This window comes from Paenibacillus ottowii, from assembly GCF_050516475.1.
Taxonomy (GTDB): Bacteria; Bacillota; Bacilli; order Paenibacillales; family Paenibacillaceae; genus Paenibacillus; species Paenibacillus ottowii.
This window is the reverse complement of record NZ_CP191577.1, coordinates 1,376,750-1,396,499: the sequence shown is the minus strand read 5'-3', so window position 1 is coordinate 1,396,499 and position 19,750 is coordinate 1,376,750. Positions and strand designations below refer to the sequence as shown.

18 protein-coding genes are annotated in these 19,750 nt (G+C 44.3%); 15 read left to right on the top strand and 3 right to left on the bottom strand.

Going from position 1 to position 19,750, the window contains the following annotated elements; genetic code table 11:
• Nucleotides 1-18: 18 nt before the first annotated feature.
• The gene (locus tag ACQQ6X_RS06565) at nt 19-1,899 is read right to left on the bottom strand and encodes a S8 family peptidase (protein WP_305164663.1); all 1,881 of its coding nucleotides are present in this window, start codon (nt 1,897-1,899) and stop codon (nt 19-21) included.
• A 186-nt stretch (nt 1,900-2,085) separates the two neighbouring features.
• Between ACQQ6X_RS06565 and ACQQ6X_RS06560 the strand changes: the two genes are divergently transcribed.
• The 6 genes from ACQQ6X_RS06560 to thiI all read left to right on the top strand — a co-directional run bounded on the left by ACQQ6X_RS06560 (nt 2,086) and on the right by thiI (nt 6,894).
• Complete coding sequence (locus tag ACQQ6X_RS06560; protein WP_305164662.1) at nt 2,086-2,592, top strand: YpuI family protein; 507 nt, start codon at nt 2,086-2,088, stop codon at nt 2,590-2,592.
• 189 nt (nt 2,593-2,781) lie between these two features.
• Entirely contained in the window at nt 2,782-3,009 is a 228-nt protein-coding gene (locus tag ACQQ6X_RS06555) for a DUF1540 domain-containing protein (protein ID WP_063210251.1), read from the top strand.
• 42 nt (nt 3,010-3,051) lie between these two features.
• A complete protein-coding gene (locus tag ACQQ6X_RS06550) occupies nt 3,052-3,444 on the top strand; it encodes a hypothetical protein (protein ID WP_305164661.1) in 393 nt (130 codons plus the stop codon).
• Between the two features lie 218 nt (nt 3,445-3,662).
• Nucleotides 3,663-4,361: a lytic transglycosylase domain-containing protein gene (locus ACQQ6X_RS06545; RefSeq protein ID WP_305164660.1), complete on the top strand. Its 699-nt coding sequence runs from the start codon at nt 3,663-3,665 to the stop codon at nt 4,359-4,361.
• A 156-nt stretch (nt 4,362-4,517) separates the two neighbouring features.
• The gene (locus tag ACQQ6X_RS06540; RefSeq protein WP_305164659.1) at nt 4,518-5,666 is read left to right on the top strand and encodes a cysteine desulfurase family protein; all 1,149 of its coding nucleotides are present in this window, start codon (nt 4,518-4,520) and stop codon (nt 5,664-5,666) included.
• A gap of 1 nt (nt 5,667) precedes the next feature.
• Complete coding sequence (thiI, locus tag ACQQ6X_RS06535; protein ID WP_305164658.1) at nt 5,668-6,894, top strand: tRNA uracil 4-sulfurtransferase ThiI; 1,227 nt, start codon at nt 5,668-5,670, stop codon at nt 6,892-6,894.
• A gap of 72 nt (nt 6,895-6,966) precedes the next feature.
• Here the strand turns inward: thiI and ACQQ6X_RS06530 are convergent, their stop codons facing one another.
• Nucleotides 6,967-7,662, bottom strand: a complete 696-nt coding sequence (locus tag ACQQ6X_RS06530; RefSeq protein WP_305164657.1) for a TerC family protein — start codon at nt 7,660-7,662, stop codon at nt 6,967-6,969.
• A 218-nt stretch (nt 7,663-7,880) separates the two neighbouring features.
• Here ACQQ6X_RS06530 and ACQQ6X_RS06525 point away from each other — a divergent pair, with 218 nt between their 5' ends.
• The 5 genes from ACQQ6X_RS06525 (at nt 7,881) to ACQQ6X_RS06505 (ending at nt 14,149) form a co-directional block, all read left to right on the top strand.
• Nucleotides 7,881-8,540, top strand: coding sequence for a TerC family protein (locus ACQQ6X_RS06525; RefSeq protein ID WP_305164656.1), 660 nt, complete (start codon nt 7,881-7,883; stop codon nt 8,538-8,540).
• A gap of 162 nt (nt 8,541-8,702) precedes the next feature.
• Nucleotides 8,703-9,194, top strand: coding sequence for a hypothetical protein (locus tag ACQQ6X_RS06520; RefSeq protein ID WP_305164655.1), 492 nt, complete (start codon nt 8,703-8,705; stop codon nt 9,192-9,194).
• Between the two features lie 294 nt (nt 9,195-9,488).
• Nucleotides 9,489-11,330, top strand: coding sequence for a translational GTPase TypA (typA, locus tag ACQQ6X_RS06515; protein WP_064796046.1), 1,842 nt, complete (start codon nt 9,489-9,491; stop codon nt 11,328-11,330).
• A 125-nt stretch (nt 11,331-11,455) separates the two neighbouring features.
• Complete coding sequence (locus ACQQ6X_RS06510; RefSeq protein WP_305164654.1) at nt 11,456-12,517, top strand: LCP family protein; 1,062 nt, start codon at nt 11,456-11,458, stop codon at nt 12,515-12,517.
• A gap of 300 nt (nt 12,518-12,817) precedes the next feature.
• A complete protein-coding gene (locus ACQQ6X_RS06505) occupies nt 12,818-14,149 on the top strand; it encodes a PhoH family protein (protein ID WP_063210122.1) in 1,332 nt (443 codons plus the stop codon).
• 93 nt (nt 14,150-14,242) lie between these two features.
• On the opposite strand, the gene ACQQ6X_RS06500 is transcribed toward ACQQ6X_RS06505, so the two are convergent.
• Nucleotides 14,243-15,328, bottom strand: a complete 1,086-nt coding sequence (locus ACQQ6X_RS06500; RefSeq protein ID WP_305164653.1) for a coiled-coil domain-containing protein — start codon at nt 15,326-15,328, stop codon at nt 14,243-14,245.
• A gap of 295 nt (nt 15,329-15,623) precedes the next feature.
• On the opposite strand from ACQQ6X_RS06500, the gene ACQQ6X_RS06495 reads away from it, so the two are divergent.
• The 4 genes from ACQQ6X_RS06495 to ACQQ6X_RS06480 all read left to right on the top strand — a co-directional run bounded on the left by ACQQ6X_RS06495 (nt 15,624) and on the right by ACQQ6X_RS06480 (nt 19,605).
• Nucleotides 15,624-16,274, top strand: coding sequence for an RsfA family transcriptional regulator (locus ACQQ6X_RS06495; protein ID WP_063210124.1), 651 nt, complete (start codon nt 15,624-15,626; stop codon nt 16,272-16,274).
• Nucleotides 16,275-16,376: 102 nt separating this feature from the next.
• Nucleotides 16,377-17,357 (top strand): ketopantoate reductase family protein, encoded by a 981-nt coding sequence (locus ACQQ6X_RS06490; protein ID WP_305164652.1) that lies wholly within the window; start codon nt 16,377-16,379, stop codon nt 17,355-17,357.
• Between the two features lie 4 nt (nt 17,358-17,361).
• Nucleotides 17,362-17,751, top strand: a complete 390-nt coding sequence (locus ACQQ6X_RS06485; RefSeq protein ID WP_305164651.1) for a DUF3397 domain-containing protein — start codon at nt 17,362-17,364, stop codon at nt 17,749-17,751.
• A gap of 153 nt (nt 17,752-17,904) precedes the next feature.
• Entirely contained in the window at nt 17,905-19,605 is a 1,701-nt protein-coding gene (locus ACQQ6X_RS06480; RefSeq protein ID WP_149033670.1) for a peptide ABC transporter substrate-binding protein, read from the top strand.
• The last annotated feature ends 145 nt before the right edge of the window (nt 19,606-19,750 follow it).

Sequence of the window (19,750 nt, the reverse complement as noted above, 5' to 3'; positions counted from 1 at the left end):
TTTTCTAAAAGAGATATCCTAGATTTCTAGTTTTTTTAAGATGGATTTTAGCTTTTCACTTAGGTGCTGAGGATAGAGCTGCAGGGGAACATATGGACGTTGTGCTGCTTTCAATGCTTTATACACGTCGATTTGACCATAACCGAAATATTTGTCATGCCCTGGTGTGCCTAAATCAATGACGTTGTCCCTCATTAAATCCATAACCTCTTTATTGGTTAGATCAGGGTTAATGGATCGAATCAGGCCAGCAAGCGCTGATACATGTGGGCTGGCCATAGAAGTGCCCGAAAGCGCAGCATATTGATTTCCAGGATACGTACTGGCAATACTTGCACCTGGAGCCATGACGTCCACGTAATCACCATAGTTAGAAAAGGATGCACGGTGCATAGAAGAATCTGTAGCGGAAACGGCAAATACTTCAGGATACGCTGCTGGATAACCAGGTCGCTCCGTATTATCATTGCCTGTGGCTGCAACCAATACAACATCTTTGTCATAGGCATATTTGATCGCATCATGCAAAAATGAAGCTTGCGCATAGTTGCCCAAGCTCAAATTGATGACCTTGGCCCCGTGATCAGCTGCCCATATAATACCTTCTGCAACCGAGTAAGTTGTACCAGACCCCGATTGGTCAAGTACCTTGACCGGCATGACTTTGTTATACCATGTCATACCAGCGACTCCCTCACCATTATTAACGAGCGCGGAAATGATACCGGCAACGTGCGTTCCGTGACCGACGTCATCATAAGGTTTTTCAGACGGTTTTACTACGTTGCGTCCCGGAAGAATCTGACCCTTCAGGTCGGGATGATCCATATCCACTCCTGTGTCTACGACTGCAACAATTACATCCTTGCTGCCTTTGCTTAATTTCCAACCTTTGTTGGTTTCGGTAGCAGGCAGGTTCCATTGATACCGAGAAAAGAGCAGATCATTGGGAATATTGCTGTCCGCTTTGATAGGCGCTTTTTCATTGGTCAGATACATATAGTGAGGCTCAGCATAAAGTGGGTTCCACTTTCGTGAAAAGTATTGCTTTAGCTCTTTAAAGTTCATCTTATCCGAATGAAATACATAAGTATAACCAAGCTTGCGGCCTGGTTCACAGTGCAAATCTGACGCAATTTCCTGCAATTGTCGTGCATCAGGATTGTGACGGAAGCGAACGACAATTTCGTTTTCAAAATAATGGCTCGCATTTTCGTTGTCGTGACCCGTCTTGACAGTGATATCGTGCAATGTGTCGGGATGTACGGATTCAATTTTGTAGCTTCCTTCTTTTGGATAGGGAATCAAGCGCAAATTCTTGCGCTGATGCTTCTCCACGTCACGCAATACTTGCTGACTGACTAAGGCAGCAACGCCGCATGTTCCGTCACCGGATGGTTCAGCCATGACAAAGTATTTACCGCCGTCTACCTGAAAAGCAGTGGATTCGTAGGATTTGTTCTGCATGATTGAACGACGAGCTGCAGCCAAGCTGCTTTGGATTTGAGGATGGCTCAACAGACTTGTCTGAGCTTTGTCGCCTGTATAGGTGTTAGTCTTCCCGTCCCCAGTGTGAATCCACTGGAGCGTATGAAGATGACTGTGTGATTGCTGTAATGTGTGAGTAAACTTTCTTTTCTGATCGGCAGTTTTACCACTAAGCTCCCGCATTACGTATTGAATGTCCTGCCTTGCGTCCATCCGTGTGAGGGTATCTGTAGTGGACAGGTCAGAAGCCAACATTCCTTTTTTAAGCTGTTGTTCTTGCTGAGGTAACATTTTGGCCGTATATTCGGGCTGCGGTGTGTGGCGGTGATCACGGGAAGGTAGCATCAATGTGATGAGAAGCACTCCGGCAGCTGCTCCGAGCAAGGGTTTTAACCATTTTCGCCGAGACATGGGACCGTCCTCCTTGAGTATTCATAAATTTATGGTTTAGCGTGAGGAGGTTGGCATGTTTTTATACCTTTCAATGCTTATTTGTGGTAGGATAAATACTGAAAATTACAGCTCTTTCGGTTAGAAGGGACTATTTTCGGGTAACCAAATTGATGAACAAGCAACAAATAAGGGGGAGCTGCCTTGATGTCAGCAGTCAACGTACAAAAATTATGTGAGTCGGCGCAGGAGAAACTGAAAAATGCCGTGAAACGTGTGGAAATATTCCTCAATGAGCATGCTTTGCCACAATTGGCTGTGGATGGCAATGAGGAGTCCGTACTTTTTTACAAAGGTTTTTTGTCGGACCTCCGCCATGTCCTTGTTTTTTCCGAAGTATCCTATGAAAAGCTGGGTGTGGCTTTGCGCCGTGCCAACTTTGACGTCGATTTTGCGGAAAAGGCATTGTATAACGTTTACCATGACTGCGTGAACAGCTTTTTTTATCCCAAAAATGAATCTTACGCAGAGGACGGACGCTATGCTTATACGGGACAAGATGCTATCCGTTTCCGTAAAACGCCAGTGCCAGCCGCACGCGAAGTGATCATGGACATTACGAAAAACTTTGAAGAATTGCGTGACGATCTGACTTATTACGAAAGTGATTATTTGACACAGCGTCGGATGCAGACTCGCCGTACTCATGCCTAAAGCATTCAACCAATAACTTCCATTTCTAATCAAAAACTAAAACAAGACAAGCAAGCCGTTTTCTAATTGTTTCCTGCCAGTCTGGAGGAGGCGAAGGAAAGCGGCTTTTTTCGTATGTCACCAACTGCCATATGTCATGAACGCATAGGTGTAGTGCAGTGGGGGGACAATGAATCCGAGGTGATGATCATGAGCCAAGAGGCCAAGCCAATCGTAAAATGTAGCGTAGCAAATTGCCATTATTGGGGAGAAAACAACTTTTGCAAGGCAGATTTGATCATGATTGAAGTAGACGGTCATGCAGAGAAAAAATTTAAAGAAGAATACGCGGGGGAAAGCTTTAGTTCAGAAGAACGTGATAAGGCTGCTTCGTCTGCCGCAACCTGTTGCCACACCTTTAAGCCGAAGTCCCTGTAAATTTATAATGCGATTGATTTCACATTTGGAGGTGCAGTAATAATGGAAGATCATACAAACGACAAGCATAAGCATGAGGACCCTGTTAGCCGCCAACGTGTAGATTATCCCCGTCACGTTCAGGAACGCTCTGCCAAGCGTCATCATCGTGAGGAATATGCAGCAGAGGTTGCGCCTGGCTCGCCAGTGGCGACCCGAAATGAGGATAAGGGTGAAGATCAGGTTATCAACAATAGTGGCCGCATTTCCGGCTATGTTGGGCTCGCTGCTGGTATCGCATCCTTGTTTATGTGGTCTATTGTATTGGGACCCCTTGCTGCAGTGTTAGGTTTTTTTGCTTATGTGAATGGAAGTAAAACCACTGGCATTTGGTCAATAGGTCTTGGTGCACTGGCAACATTGAGTTACTTTGCTTTTATCCCGTTTGTGCGTTAACCCTGCGTAAAGGTTCTGTTATCTTCTGTATATATCTGAGGAAAATTATCCTAGTTATATAATTACATTAAGCTAATTTCTAAAGCTCCGTTGTCTTTTCGACAGAAACGGAGCTTTTTTTCATTAAAAAGTATGGAAGTACATAGTAAAAAGTTGTATCATATCAATAACGACAAGCTATTTGGGATATAACAACTATAGAAAGTTGGGAACACCACATGCAAATTGATCCGCGCGTGTCCAAGTCCATGTTAGACATGCAGCTGTTAAATAATATGAGTGCTACGACCCAGACGGGTACAGCGGATGCTTTTTCCGGATTACTGGAACAAGTAGGTCAGCTGGAAACAGATAATGCTGTCACTCAAGAAAATTCAGGCGATGTTACCAGAGATGAAAACGGCTTGCTCTGGCTTCAATTGGGACCCTCGAGGGGAACGGCTTCGTCATTGACAGTCTATCCTGCTTCTTCCAATACAGCAACGGACGGACCTACAAAAGCTACAGCGTATGATAGTTTGATTAATGAGGCTAGTCAGAAATACGGCGTTCCAGTAGCTTTGATTAAAGCAGTTATTGATACAGAATCTTCATTTAATCCATCAGTTACTTCTTCAGCCGGAGCCAAAGGACTTATGCAGTTGATGGACGCCACAGCTCAAGGTCTGGGAGTTAGTGACCCCTATGATCCTGCACAAAATATTGACGCTGGCGTACGCTACTTGTCTTACCAGATTAAACGTTTTAACGGGCAGGAAAATATGGCGCTGGCTGCATATAATGCAGGTCCCGGACGGGTGCAGCGGCTTGGTGTAAGTACTGATGAGCAGTTGATGTCTGTACTAGACAAGCTTCCGGTCGAAACGCAAAGATATATTACCAAAATACAGAATGCACGTGAAAAATATACAATCTAAGCCCTATAGCTTATGGCATAAAAGTGCGTAATTTCAAATTAGATGAGGTCCGCAGACAGGATCAATATGGGGAAAGGGTGTCGCTGTAATGAAGCGGCCTTTCCCTGTTTTGGTCTTTTTTTGTTGTAGCAGTTGCGGGGCAGAAAGGGGAGTTTAATGAAATATTTTGATTATGCGGCGACAACTCCGCCTTTTGAAGAGGTGATCACAACCGTTGCCGAGGTAATGAGGCGCCATTATGGCAATCCGTCTTCCATGCACCGATATGGAGAAGATGCGGATAAGTTGATCAAGCGCTCGCGCGAAGTATGTGCAACAGCTTTAGGAGTATCTCCTTCGGAGATTGTCTTTACATCCGGGGCAACGGAAAGCAACAATCTTGCCATTAAGGGAGCGGCTTTGCAGTATCAGACCAGAGGCAAACATATCGTTACTGTATCGACAGAGCACCCGTCTGTGTATGAAGCATGCAAACAGCTGACAAATTTGGGTTTTGAGGTTACTTTTCTGCCTGTAGACGAGGAAGGTCATGTGAGTGCCGAACAGGTTTGTGCAGCAGTTCGCAAAGATACGATTTTAGTCAGTATTATGCATGTCAATAATGAGACGGGAAGGATCCAACCGGTGCATGATATCGGAGCTGCGCTGAAGAAACAGTTCCCTCGTGTCCTGTTTCATATTGACGGTGTGCAGGGGTTTGGAAAGCTGCCTGTAGATATCCGGGGCTGGCAGGCTGATCTGTACAGCCTTTCAGCGCATAAGCTGCGGGGACCCAAAGGTACAGGATTGTTATTCGTTCGGGAAGGTGTGGAGCTTTTCCCCTTGCTTAGTGGTGGTTCTCAGGAGCAAGGGGTTCGTGCAGGTACCGAAAGTGTGCCGCTGCTTGTCGGTATGTCCAAGGCGGTACGTTTGGCGGGCGAACGACAAGCAGAGACAGCACAGCGCATGATCGAGTGGAGAGAACGGGTGGCCGCAGAAGTGAAAGCAATCCCGCAACTGCGGCTGAACAGCGGGGAAGAAGCACCGCATATTGTCCACTTTTCGTATCCAGGCATGAAGGCCGAGGTGCTGCTGCATACGCTGGAGCAATTGGGTGTGGCGGTGTCCACCAAATCGGCTTGCTCTTCAAAATTAGCCGAGCCCAGCCGTGTCCTGCTGGCAATGGGCCGCAGTGAGGCCGAAGCATCCGGCGGCATTCGTATCAGCTTTGGTGATGAACATACGGAGCAGGATATCGATGAGCTCATACTCGCACTTCGACAGGCTGTAGCCAAGCTGGAATCCCTTGAAAGGTGGAAACGTTAAAATGCACTATGATATGCTGTTGCTTCGCTTCGGCGAATTTACATTAAAAGGGAAGAATCGCGCTCGTTTTGAAAAGGCTGTATTGAAACACGTAAAGCTGCTGCTTAAGCCGTTCCCAGGTGCTTCACTACGCAAGGAATTTGGACGGATTTATGTGGTTCTCGGAGGAGAGCCTTATGAACAGATCATTCAAGTGTTGCAAAAGGTGTTTGGTATCACGACGATCAGTCCTGTCAAAATGGCTCCTGTTGAGCTGGATGCTATCATTGAGAGCGCTGTGGCTTTAATGCATGAGCTGAACGTGGACGAGGGAACGACTTTCAAGGTCAACGCTCGTAGAGTATGGAAAGGGTTCCCCCATTCTTCACAAGAGATGAATCACTTAATTGGTTCTCCTATATTGCGGAAGTTTCCTGCGCAGAGGGTCGATGTGCGTCAACCTGATATTGAGTTGCGTGTGGAGGTAAGAGAGCAAGCGGCTTATATTTTTAGTGATGTTATTATGGCTGTAGGGGGCTTTCCGTTAGGAACGAACGGCAAAGCTATGCTGCTGCTGTCCGGTGGCATTGACAGCCCGGTCGCAGGATGGTCATCCATGCGTAGAGGTCTGGAAATCGAATGTGTGCATTTTTATAGCTATCCCTTTACAAGCGAACGTGCGAAAGAGAAGGTTATTGACCTGGCAAAAGTATTAGCAGGCTACGCGGGTCAAATCAAAATCCACCTCGTACCGTTTACAGAAGTCCAGACGGCCTTTACACGCACGGGTCAGGATAATTTGATTATTACGTTAATGAGGCGGTCAATGCTGCGAATTGCAACGATGCTGGCAGAGCGAGAAGGAGCCCTGGCACTCGTGACGGGCGACAGTCTGGGTCAAGTTGCTAGTCAAACGTTATCCAGCATGAATGTGATTGGTCGTTCGACGGAACTCCCCTTGCTGCGACCTCTTGTCATGATGGATAAGCAGGAGATTACAGAAATCGCCAAGCAAATTGGAACGTATGATTTATCCATTCTCCCGTATGAGGATTGCTGTACATTGTTTGTTCCCAAATCTCCCACGACCAATCCAAATTTGTGGGTAGTTCAAAAGATTGAAGCCTCTATTCGAGATTTAAATGCTTTGATCGAGCAGGCTGTAGCTACAACGGAGACAATTATCCTTGAGGCAGGCGGAGCAGTAGAGGGGCGTAAAGAGGAAGTTATACAGGAAGATTGGTTTTAACTAAAGAAGGCAGACTCGCAACAATGTTGGGGTCTGCCTTCTTTAGTTGGCGTGTGTTCTTTTGAAACCTGTTTAGACGGCTTTTTCTCGACGGGATACTGCTCTGCGATTTTGAAGATATCCTGTGAGCAAAATACCAGCCATTACGGTAACAATAAACAAGATACGGAGCGCCGGATGCTCTGTAAAATAGGGCTCCAGCTTACGTTCCTCGGTGATCATATTAGAGGCCGTATAACCAAGCACAGCCGATCCTAAATAGATAATCCAGGGGAATTTATTGATCAGCTTGATAAAAAGAGTGCTTCCCCATACAACGATTGGCACACTGATTAACAGGCCTAGCACTACAAGTAGCAAATGCTGCTGGGCGGCGCCAGCAACAGCAATCACGTTGTCCAGGCCCATAGCTGCGTCGGCGACTATAATGGTGCGCACAGCACCCCATAGCGTGGTTCCAGCTTTAACTTCGGTATGGTCCTCTTGGTCCACGAGCAGCTTATACGCGATCCAGATTAGCATCACACCCCCGATAAGTAACAACCACGGTACTTGGAGCAGCCAGAGTACCACAATAGTGGCTGCTATGCGGATGAGCAGGGCACCCCCGGTACCGTATAGAATCGCTTTTTTTTGCGTTGTAGGAGGCAGCTTTCTGGCAGCAAGTCCAATGACAATCGCATTATCGCCTGCGAGCAAAAGATCAATAAATATCACATTAAGCAGTAGCCAAAAGAACTGAAGTCCAGACATTTCAATCGTTCTCATCTCCCTGATTAAACAGCCTCAAAACATTGCATGTTGTTTATGTTAATACCCGTTTATCGGAAATACGATTCATTATATTGCTGTTTGTTATTGGATTCAAGGTTTATACTCAACCAATTTGCCATTAGTTATTACTAAATGAACAATTATTCACGAAAAGCTTGCAAGCATAGCCTCGTCCGATCACGCATACATGTAGGATGGGGGTGTTTGTACATATGGAGCATGTCATCTTGCTGTTGAAAATATTAATGATTAATCTGGTCCTAAGTGGTGATAATGCAGTTGTTATAGCTATGGCGAGCAAAAACCTACCTGCAAGGCAGCGAAGTCAAGCGATATGGTGGGGGGCAGTCGGTGCGGTTCTTCTACGCTGTGTGTTGACTTTTGTAGCTGTTATTTTGCTGGGCATACCCTTCATTCAGGCGGCGGGTGGTTTGCTTCTGTTATGGATTGCGATTAAGCTGCTCTATGAGAATGATGATCATGCGGGGGTAAGGGCTGAAGCAACCATATGGAAGGCGATACAAGTGATACTCGTAGCAGACCTTGTCATGAGTCTGGATAACGTATTAGCTATTGCAGCTTTAGCTAATGGGGACATTGCTATTATTGTCATTGGTATTGCGATTAGTATTCCGATTGTTGTCTGGGGCAGCAACGTGATAGCAATCTGGCTTCATCGGTTCCCGATCCTTGTTTTGCTCGGATCGGCCATCCTGGCCTTCACGGCAGGAGAAATGCTACTGCGTGATCCCAAATTGGGCATATGGTTAACAAGCATGGGCGAGGTCATGCATGCATGGTTACCGGCTTTGTTGGCCGCAGCAGTTGTCATAGCAGGAATATACCAGCACCTACGTGCCCGTCATATTTGAACGTGGTTTTTTTGGAAAACATCGGCTAAACTAGACATAGGGTTTTGCGAATACCGGGGAGTCTGCTCGGTTTTTGTAAAAATTCTATATTCATAAAAGTGAACTTAAAAACAACTATATTTAATGACACAAAAACAAATCCAGCAAACAAAGGAGACCACGATGAATTCCGGAAAAGAGCGTATGATCGGAGTAGGCATTGTTGCCGTAGGATTGATTATTTTGTTGGGCAAATTGGGGATGTTTTCCTTCTTGGGACGAAACCTTTGGCCCTTGCTGATTTTAATACCAGGAATCGTGCTGCATGCAATGTACATGATGCGCAGAGTATCACCTTTTATGTTGCTGCCAGCAGGAATTTTGTCGGTATATGGCTTCCTCTTTTTTCTCTGCAATACTTGGGGCTGGCATTTAATGGCCTACTTATGGCCCTTGTTCCTTCTAGGTATAGCGATTGGATTATGGGGGTATGCCATTAATGATAATTCGCTTTCTCGCAATGTGTATACAGGGGGCGTACTATTAGGCCTGATATCGGTAATTTTATTGATTATTACCTTGCTAAGTACGGGCATTATGTATATTATTGCCGTTTTACTGATCGGAGCTGGAATCTGGCTGGTCGTCAACAACCGTAGCAAACGCAAATGGTAAACCGACAAGCTGTGCAGATTTCATGGCGGTAAATTACGGTACAGGCAATAATGTCTTGCTTTATGACATATTTCTACTATAATATAAGGGATATGATAAGAGCGTCGGAATGATTTCTGACGCTTATTTTAAGGTTTTCACGCGAATCGGAGAGAGAAGCTGTCTGTATAAAGCCTGAAACATATAGAAGGCTGACAGGGAGTGGGCCTAAAGAACGATTGTTAGCCTTGGAATGAGCACTACTTCAGGATAGAGACACTATTTTGATATACGGAAAGGATATGGATACAAACCATGCATGCAAGAGAGAACATTCGCAATATTGCGATTATTGCCCACGTCGACCACGGAAAAACGACACTTGTCGATAAGCTGCTTCAACAGTCCGGAACATTTAGAGAACACGAGGCTGTTCAGGAGCGCGCCATGGACTCCAACGATCTGGAGCGTGAACGCGGTATTACGATTTTGGCTAAAAATACAGCTATCACTTACAAAGATTACCTGATTAACATTGTAGATACACCGGGACACGCCGACTTTGGTGGTGAAGTGGAACGGATTATGAAAATGGTTGACGGTGTTTTGCTCGTCGTTGATGCGTACGAAGGCTGCATGCCGCAAACAAAATTCGTATTGCGTAAAGCGCTGGAGCAAAATCTGACGCCTATCGTTGTAGTCAATAAAATTGACCGTCCGGCAGCTCGTCCGGCAGAAGTTATTGATGAAGTACTGGATCTGTTCATCGAGCTGGGCGCAAATGATGATCAATTAGAATTCCCTGTTGTGTACGCTTCGGCGTTGAACGGAACCTCCAGCTTGGACCCTGAGAAGCAAGATGACAACATGCAAGCATTGTACGAAACAGTGGTAGAGCACATCCCAGCTCCAACTGAAAAAGTAGATGAGCCTCTTCAATTCCTCGTAACATTGATGGACTATAACGAATACCTGGGCCGAATTGCAGTTGGCCGTGTGAACCGCGGTATCATCAAGCAAGGACAAGCGGTCACAGTTATCCAACGTGATGGCAGCAGTAAATCAGCGCGTATTGAGAAGCTGTTCGGCTTCCAAGGACTGAAACGGATTGAAACGGATCAAGCGGGCGCTGGTGACATTGTGGCAATTGCGGGGATTAAAGACATCAACATTGGTGAAACCATTGCCGATCCCAATCATCCTGAGGCATTGCCTGTACTGAAAATTGATGAGCCTACACTGCAAATGACCTTCTTGGTTAACAACAGTCCATTCGCGGGTCGTGATGGTAAGTGGGTTACATCCCGTAAATTGCGTGAGCGTCTTCTGAAAGAACTCGAAACAGATGTCAGCTTGCGTGTTGATGAAACCGATAGCCCGGATGCCTTTATTGTGTCTGGACGTGGTGAATTGCATCTGGGAATCCTGATTGAAAACATGCGTCGTGAAGGTTATGAACTGCAAGTGTCCAAACCGGAAGTTATCGTCAAGGAAATTGACGGTAAGAAAATGGAGCCAATTGAACGTCTCCTCATTGATATTCCGGAAGAAAGCATGGGCGCAGTTATGGAAAGTCTGGGCTCCCGTAAAGCCGAAATGGTCAACATGATTAACAACGGTACCGGACAGGTTCGCTTGGAATTCCTGATTCCAGCACGTGGTTTGATCGGTTACACTACAAACTTCCTGACTTTGACTCGTGGTTATGGTGTAATGAACCATGCATTTGACAGCTATGGACCATTTGTTGGCGGTCAAGTGGGTGGACGTCATCAAGGAGTACTTGTATCTACAGAAAACGGCACCTCGACATTTTATGGTATGCTGGGCGTAGAGGATCGCGGTATTTTGTTCTTGGAGCCAGGAACTGAAATTTATGAGGGCATGATCGTTGGTGAGCACACACGTGATAACGACATTGTCGTTAACATCTGTAAAGAAAAACAATTGACCAACGTTCGTTCCGCAACAAAAGACGATACGGTTAAATTAAAAACACCTGTTATCTTCTCATTGGAGCAGGCGCTTGAATATCTGAATGATGATGAGTATTGTGAGATTACGCCTAAATCCATTCGTTTGCGTAAAAAGATCTTGAACAAAGGTGAGCGCGAGCGTGCGGAGAAACAACGTAAAACAGCACAAGCAAATATGTAATTAATTGGATGGTCTTTAGCCACAGCGGCGACACCTGGGAACGGGATGCGCCGCTGTATGTGTTTTAGGATTGTAAACTTGGAGAAAGCTATATTTTCTCAAAACGCAGGAAAAGGTGTTGAAGCATGAGTAATCTTTCGAACGGATTGCCTCCCCGGACACAAAGCGGGAAAAAATCCGCCAAACCGAAAAAAACGAAAAAGAAAAAAAGCTTTTTCAGATCGTTTATGAAGTTTGTCTTATTTCTGCTTATTATAGGGATCTTGGCGGCAGCTGGTTATACCTACTATATTTACAATCAGGTAGAGGATGTTTTGGATACTGGAATCAACAAGGAAGTACCCAAAACGCAATTGGCTGAGACTAAGCCTTTGACTATCTTATTGCTTGGAACCGACTATCGCCCTGACCATCCAACTTATTTGTCAGACGTTATTATGGTAGCTACATTGAACCCTAATACTAAATCGTCTACCATTGTGTCCTTGCCTCGTGATACGCGTCTAGAAATGGATGGGTATAAACCACGCAAGCTGAATGAGTATTATCCGGTGTTTAAGGCTAGAGAGAAAGAATCTGGCGAAGTTGCTGAAGAGCAAATGAAGAAGATGATCGGCAAATATTTAAACATTAATATTGATTATGTAACGGTTATTAACTTCCAGGGCTTTAGAGATGTAGTAGATAATCTAGGTGGCGTAGATGTAACGGTTGATAAAAACATGTGTTACCGAGACCGTGCTGACGGTACCGATATTAACCTGACAGCTGGGGCCAAGCATTTGAACGGTGATCAGGCTCTTGATTTTGTTCGCTACCGCAAATCGAATTGTCGTCCGAGAACAGCTGAATCTGACGACTTTGATCGCAATCGTCGACAAAATCAGGTACTTCATTCCCTAATTGACCAAATGCAAACCTTCAACGCTTTGACCAAGTTTAGTGCAATTATTAAATCGGTTGATAAGAATATGATGACGGATATCGAATCACAGCAAATGAAAAATATCGTACAAACCTATTGGAATATTTCCAAGCAAAATGTAAGATACACCCCCGTAGCAGGAACGTGGCGTAGCCCTTATGTATACATTGACGAGCAACAGCTCGATTCGGCCAAACAAGCGCTACAAGAGGAATTAGCCAAAAAAGCAAGCGACAGCCCTGAAGCTTCTTCCAATTCCTGAGTATGTATCTTTTTCCCTGCTTATGTTATACTCTCTGCGAGTAAAACTCTTATATAACATAAGGGGGTTGAGGTATGTCTAAATGTAGAGTGAACGCAATCTAGGTCCAGTGAGAAATCACTGGGCCTTTTGTGTCTAATTTTAAAATGTACAGGCTCTGAGACTATCTTCAGCTAGACTTTTCGTTTCCTTATGCTGTTTTGGAGTTCTTTTTTCAGGGAATCAGCAAGTATTGGGTAGCCAGTGAATAGGTATAGGTATGAAACACGAGATTGTCCACGCCGCTTTGGAGGGGATTTAATGAAGAAAATTTTTGTGCTGGATACGAATGTGCTGCTGCATGATCCGAAAGCCATTTTTACCTTCAAAGAACATGAAGTTATTATTCCAGCTGTTGTTCTGGAAGAAATCGACTCCAAAAAACGCAACGCGGATGAGATTGGACGGAATGCCCGCAATGTATCGCGATTGTTAGATGGGTTGAGAGAAGTGGGTCATCTTCATAGTGGCGTTCCACTTCCCCAAGGCGGTAGGCTTAAGGTTGAGTTAAACCACCGGAGCTTTTTGAAAGTTCAGGAGATGTTCGGGGAGGTTTCCAACGATAACCGGATTTTGGCGGTCGCCTTAAATTATCATTTGGAAGAACAGGAGCAATCTGAACCGCGTTCGGTGGTGTTGGTTAGCAAGGACGTATTGGTCAGGATCAAGGCAGATGTATTAGGACTGCTGACAGAAGACTACCTCTCCGATAGAACAGGCGATCCAAGTGAATTGTACCCCGGATACTCGGCAATACAGGTGCATCCGTCCATCATAGATGAATTTTACTCTAACCGTTTTTTACCAATCAAACCACTGAAGCTGCCTTATACGCTGTATCCACATGAATTTGTTATATTGAAAGATGAAATGGGCACTGGAAAATCGGCACTGTTAAAAGTAAATCAGGAGGCAGAACGATTAGAACCCTTGTACTTAAGCAACGAATCGGTATGGGGAATCAGCGCGCGTAATGCTCAGCAACGGATGGCATTGGAGCTTTTGCTTAATGATGATATTCCCCTGGTGACGATTACTGGAAAAGCAGGTACTGGCAAAACGCTGCTGGCGCTGGCGGCGGGGTTGCTTAAAGTAGAGGATGAGCACCGCTTTAAGAAACTGTTAATTGCTCGGCCTGTTGTTCCTATGGGTAAGGATATCGGTTATTTACCGGGAGAAAAGGAAGAAAAGCTTCGTCCCTGGATGCAGCCAATCTACGACAATTTGGAGTATTTGTTTGATGCCAAAAAATCAGGCGATATCGACAAAATTTTGATGGGCTTAGGCAGTATTCAGGTGGAGGCGCTCACTTATATTCGGGGACGTTCGATACCCGGGCAATTTATCATTATTGATGAAGCGCAAAATTTATCCCGACATGAAATCAAAACGATTGTTTCTCGGGTAGGTGAGGGGAGTAAGATTATACTGATGGGAGATCCGGAGCAAATTGATCACCCTTATCTGGATGCAGCCAGTAACGGCTTGACCTATGTGGTGGAGCGGTTCAAGCAAGAAGGGATTAGCGGGCATATTATGTTGGAAAAAGGAGAGCGCTCCAAACTCGCACAGTTGGCAGCTGATCTGTTATAGTCCCTGATCGTTATTACAAATCATTAAGACCTCGGGATGTTCCCGAGGTCTCTTGTTTTATATTATAGTAAGAATAATGCAGATGAGCAAAACTTACTTAAAGCTTAACTCCAGCTTAACTTCAAGAATACCTTTTAAAGCATGTACTTCTGTGGCTTTAACATATGAAATAAGCTGCTGCGGGTAGAAGCCGAGATCAAAATCTTTTTCCAGCTTATTGCGAGTTGTGTCCGGCAGTTCCAGTCCATTAAATACCAGTCGATCTACGTGGAATAAAATTGAATTTTTTGGTTCATTCTCTACTGTATAGTGACCTTCTACTCTTAATTTCATCGTTCCTTGCTGACCTTCTACCACAATCCGATCCTGCACAAAGGAGAAATTGAAGTGATTAAATAATTCACTCTCTGACTTCAAAAAACGGTTAAAATCTTCTTCACGAATGCTTATCGTAATTACTTTTCCATTGGTAACCATTGCCCCTTGCTGTTGTTGAATGAATTGGGGCAAATCCTGCATTGCTTGAGCTAATGCTTTAAAGTGTTTATTTACCTCGTAAACACCCACATTTTCCCAATAAGCTGTCATCTCGCCAATGAGCTTGCGTAAAGTTTCAGGGTTTTCACTGGCACTAACGCCGTCATTTACACGCGACTGGAGAAGGAGAATCCGTTGACGTTGTGCCAGTAAATTTGTTTTAACCGTCTCTAACTCCATCGTGGCTTGGGCGACTTGTTGCTCGGTTTTTTGCATAAATTGATAATTGGATTTGTATTCTTGAAGCACATCCTGATCGTGACTAATCAATAATAAATAATAATCGTACAAAGAGAGAAGTTGCTTTATACTTTTAGCCCCTAGCACTACACTCAGCAGCTTGTCCCTTTCCCCCATATAGTAAGATCGCAGCACGACACCTGCCCGCTTGCGTTGTAGGTTCATTTGCTCCTGTTGGTCAGCTAGACTACTACGCAGTTTCTGCTGACGCTGTAAAAGAGTCTGCTGCTCCTGACTGATTCGCTCGATTTCATGGTCAATCTCTACGATAGACAGGCTATCTTGTAAAATCTGATTTTCTTCAGGAGAGGGAGCGGCGAAAGTAGGACATACATATATGGAAGTCAGCATCACCATGAGGGCCAGCAGCGTGCAGATTGCGATTTTTATTCGTGTATTCATTTATTTTCCCCTTTTATGTATTACGAAAAAGACTAATGGTAATGTATATGTTCCTTTTTTATTCTTTAACCATTCATTTTATTGTACAGCAGTCAGAGCATGCTTGAAACCCGAAACTGCTTACTTCACGTATGAGTTCTGGCAGAAATGGAAATACAATTTAGTATCAAATAGATTCTATGAACTCTACGAGAGGCATAGGAATGAATAAACAGCTTTTATACCCTATTCAAATACCGGCAAGATCGGTTCATGAAGACGGTTATTTCAGGATGTTGTTAGGAGGGCTAGAGGCATGACTGCAATAAGACAAGATGCATGGAGTGCGGAAGATGATTTGATATTGGCGGAGGTGACATTGCGGCATATCCGGGAAGGCGGAACACAGCTGGCTGCGTTTGAGGAGGTGGGACAAAAAATCGGTAGAACCTCTGCGGCATGCGGCTTTCGTTGGAATAGCTGTGTGCGCAAACGTTACGATGAAGCGATTAGCATTGCCAAAGCGCAGCGCCAGAAGCGCAGTTATATTCGCAAGCAGAGCCCGGTAGGTGTATCGCAGGTGGCGACCTTTGCTACACTCGATACAGTCGAAGGGGGATACAGAACAGATGGCACGAGTGAAGATACGTTATCTATTGATGCAGTAATCCGCTTCTTGCGTCAATGGAAGGGGTCTATGCAGGAGACGAATCGGCAGATTAAGATGCTGGAGAAAGATTTGCGGGAAAAGGAAGAAGAATTAAATCAACTTCGCTCCATTAATGACCGGCTGTCCAAAGAAGTAAATGAAGTGCAGACGGACTATCGTGTTGTAAATGATGATTATAAAGCTCTGATTCAGATTATGGACCGCGCCCGGCGTTTGGCTTTAATCACTGAAGATGAGGAAGAACTTAAATCCAGGTTCAAAATGGACGCGAATGGGAATCTGGAGCGCATTGAGTAGCAAGATTACAATGGTTTTTTAAATAAAACGTCAACTATCGCTTGGCCATAGTTGGCGTTTTTGTTATTTCATTGGAGTGCATATGATATAGTAGAAAAAAAGATGGAAGCGAGACGATACAAAGTGATTGATATTATTGGAGCGGGTTCGCTGGGATTGCTGTTTGCCGGGAGATTGTCCGCCTCAGGTGCTGCAATAAGACTATGGACACGAACAATTGAACAGGCATGCGTTATTGCTCGTGAAGGGATTACTGTGCTTGATAAGGAGGGACAGGTGGCTCTTCATGTGTCGGGGGACAAGCTAAAGGTAGCGCCATTGGCAGATTGGCAACGGTTAAATTCACAGACTCCGGCACGGTGGATCATGTTTTTAACCAAACAGGGGGCGATAGGAGAAGTATTGGGACAGATCCAACCTGTAGCTCAAACGGAAAGAGATACAGGGATTATTTGTTTGCAAAATGGAATCGGCCATATAGAACGCATTAGACAGGCGTGGCCAAAAGCTGTAGTATATCCTGCTGTGACAACTGAAGGAGCCAAGAGACAAGGCGCAGCAACAATTGTACATGCAGGAGCGGGCTTGACTGAAATTGGATGTTTAAAGGATAGAGAGGAAGAACATCACAATGATTTCAAGCAATGTGTGCTAAATCGGTTGCTTGTAGCAGGATTTGACGTTTGCTTGTCGAAAGAAATCGAGAAAGGGATCTATCGAAAGTTGTTGATTAACGCTGTGATCAATCCACTGACGGCCGTATGGCGAGTTCGGAATGGCGAGCTGCTATCAGAGCCAGTACGAATACATATGATGCGCAAGCTGTACGATGAAGGCATACAAGTGTATGAAGCTCATGGTATTCGCTGGGAAAGCGAATGGTGGGATCAAATTATGGATGTTTGCCGAGCAACGGCAGAGAATCACTCATCAATGCTCGCTGATGTACTTGCACAGTCCATGACCGAAGTTGCTTCCATTAACGGGCAACTGGTGCAGATGGCAAAGCGAGCTGGAATGAGTGCGCCAACTCATGAGATATTGTGGCAATTAATTGAAGGAATGCGGCTAAAAGAGGGGTGATCAGTTGAGTCTTATACAAGGTACTATTATCACTTTCAGTATTCTTCCCTTTTTTCCGTTTTTAATTGTGTTTGTGGTTTGTCGCTACATTCTTAAAATGGAAAAAAAGAAATCATTGCTTACTTCTATGGATATCACCACTTTGTTTCTGATATTTTCCGTTGCAGCACTTTTTAATGTCCTGTTTACATCGCGATTCGGTTTTTATTTGATTCTACTGCTCCTGTTACTGGCATTGGGTTTAATTGGGGGAGCTCAAAACCGAATAAAAGGAAAGGTTGATGGTAAAAGATTATGTAGAGCGGTCTGGAGACTAACTTTTATGGCGATGACATTGGCGTATACTTTGTTGACTGTAGTTGGTATATTTAAAAATATATTCAACTCTATGTGATATAATGTGACATGAAATGGTGAAAAAATATGAATTAATCATGGTTTTTTGAAAAAAAAGCTCAATTTGAAGAAATGTAATGTAGATTTTTTTGACCGCTGGTTGTATAATCTATAAACATATACCACTTTAGAACTAGGGGGAAAACGCTAGATGAAAAGGAAAAGCTTTTTAGTCCTTTTGACACTCGTTCTTGCAGTTGGCGCACTGCTCGCAGGTTGCGGCGGCAAGAACGATACCAATGGTAAGGGCGCACAAGAAAACACCTCGACTACGCCGGCTGCGGCCGACAAGCAAATTTTGCGCATTAACCTTTCTTCCGAGCCGCCAACCTTCGATCCGGCACAAGCTCAGGATAGTCAAACGAACACGGTTCTGAAAACTTTGTATGAAGGTCTCGTACGTATGGGTCCTGATGGCAAAGAAATTCCTGGCGTCGCTGAATCTTGGAAAATTTCCGATGACGGCAAAACCTACACGTTCAAGCTTCGTGAAAATGCAAAATGGAGCAACGGCGATCCGGTCAAAGCAAGCGACTTCGTATTCGCTTGGCAACGGGTACTGGACCCTTCGACAGCCCCTGCACCTCCATATGCTTACCAATTGTACTATATCAAAAATGCTGAGGGCTACAACCTGAGCACTTCCAAATCCTATAAAGGAACTAAAATAAAAGATTTTAAAGATGTAGGTGTCAAAGCTGTTGATGACCATACATTGCAAGTAGAGCTGGAACACCCGACTCCTTACTTCCTTGGGTTGACTTCTTTCTATACTTACTATCCTGTTAATCCTTCTATTAAAGGAAATGACAAGTGGGCTGTTCAGAAAGATAGTATGATTACTAACGGACCTTTCAAATTAACGGCTTGGGACAGCGGTCAAAAGATCGAAGTAACCAAGAGCGAAAACTATTGGGGTAAAGACGAAATCAAGCTGAATAAAATTACGATGTCCCTTGTAAACAGCGGTGCAACTGAATTGGCTTCATACAGAAGTGGACAACTTGATTATGCTGGTATGCCAAACGGTGAAATTCCTACCGACCAAATTCCGGCTGTGAAAAAAGAATTGCCTAACGAATTTAAGGCAAAAGGAATTGCAAGTACGTATTACTATCTGTTTAATGTAACGGAAAAACCTTTTAACAATGCTAAAATTCGTAAAGCGTTTGCGATGGCTATTGAACGTCAACCAATCGTTGACAGAGTGACTTTGGGTGGCCAAATTCCTGCTTACGGCTTCGTACCTCCAGGTATCAAAGGAGTTTCTCAGGAATTCCGTTCCGAGCATAAAGATGATTATTTCAAAGAAGACTTCACTGAAGCGAAAAAATTGCTTCAAGAAGGTATGAAAGAAGAAGGGATAACTTCACTTCCTCCGATAACTTTTCTGTATAACTCTTTAGAAAGTCATCAAAAGATTGCTTTGGCAATTGCAGACATGTGGAAGAAAAACCTTGGTGTGGACGTTAAAATCCAAAATCAAGAATGGAGCGTATTTATCCAAAATCGTAACAAATTGAACTACCAAATTGCCCGTGGCGGTTGGTCTGCTGACTACAATGATCCGATGACATTCCTGGATATGTGGACAACAGGCAATGGTAACAACAACGCAGGTTATGCTAACCCTGCATATGACTCTTTGATTCAAGCAGCCAAAACAGAAACGGATCCAGCTAAACGTATGGAAGATTTCGCAAAAGCGGAGAAAATTCTGGTTCAAGATGATATGGTATTGCTTCCGATCTACTACTATTCAAATGTTTCCTTAACGAAACCGAATGTAAAAGATATCGGGCTTGACTTTAGTGGAGCAATTGATTTCACAAGAGCGTATATTACACAGTAACTAAAGCTCAATTCTGAAGTTTGATAGTTACTTCGGGATATATATGTGGATTGAACCATATATATCCCGTTTTTTTTGTGTGTCCTAGTCTTTTCCATCATCATGTAACCATGCAAATAAGTAGATTGGACAGTCCAATTCTATT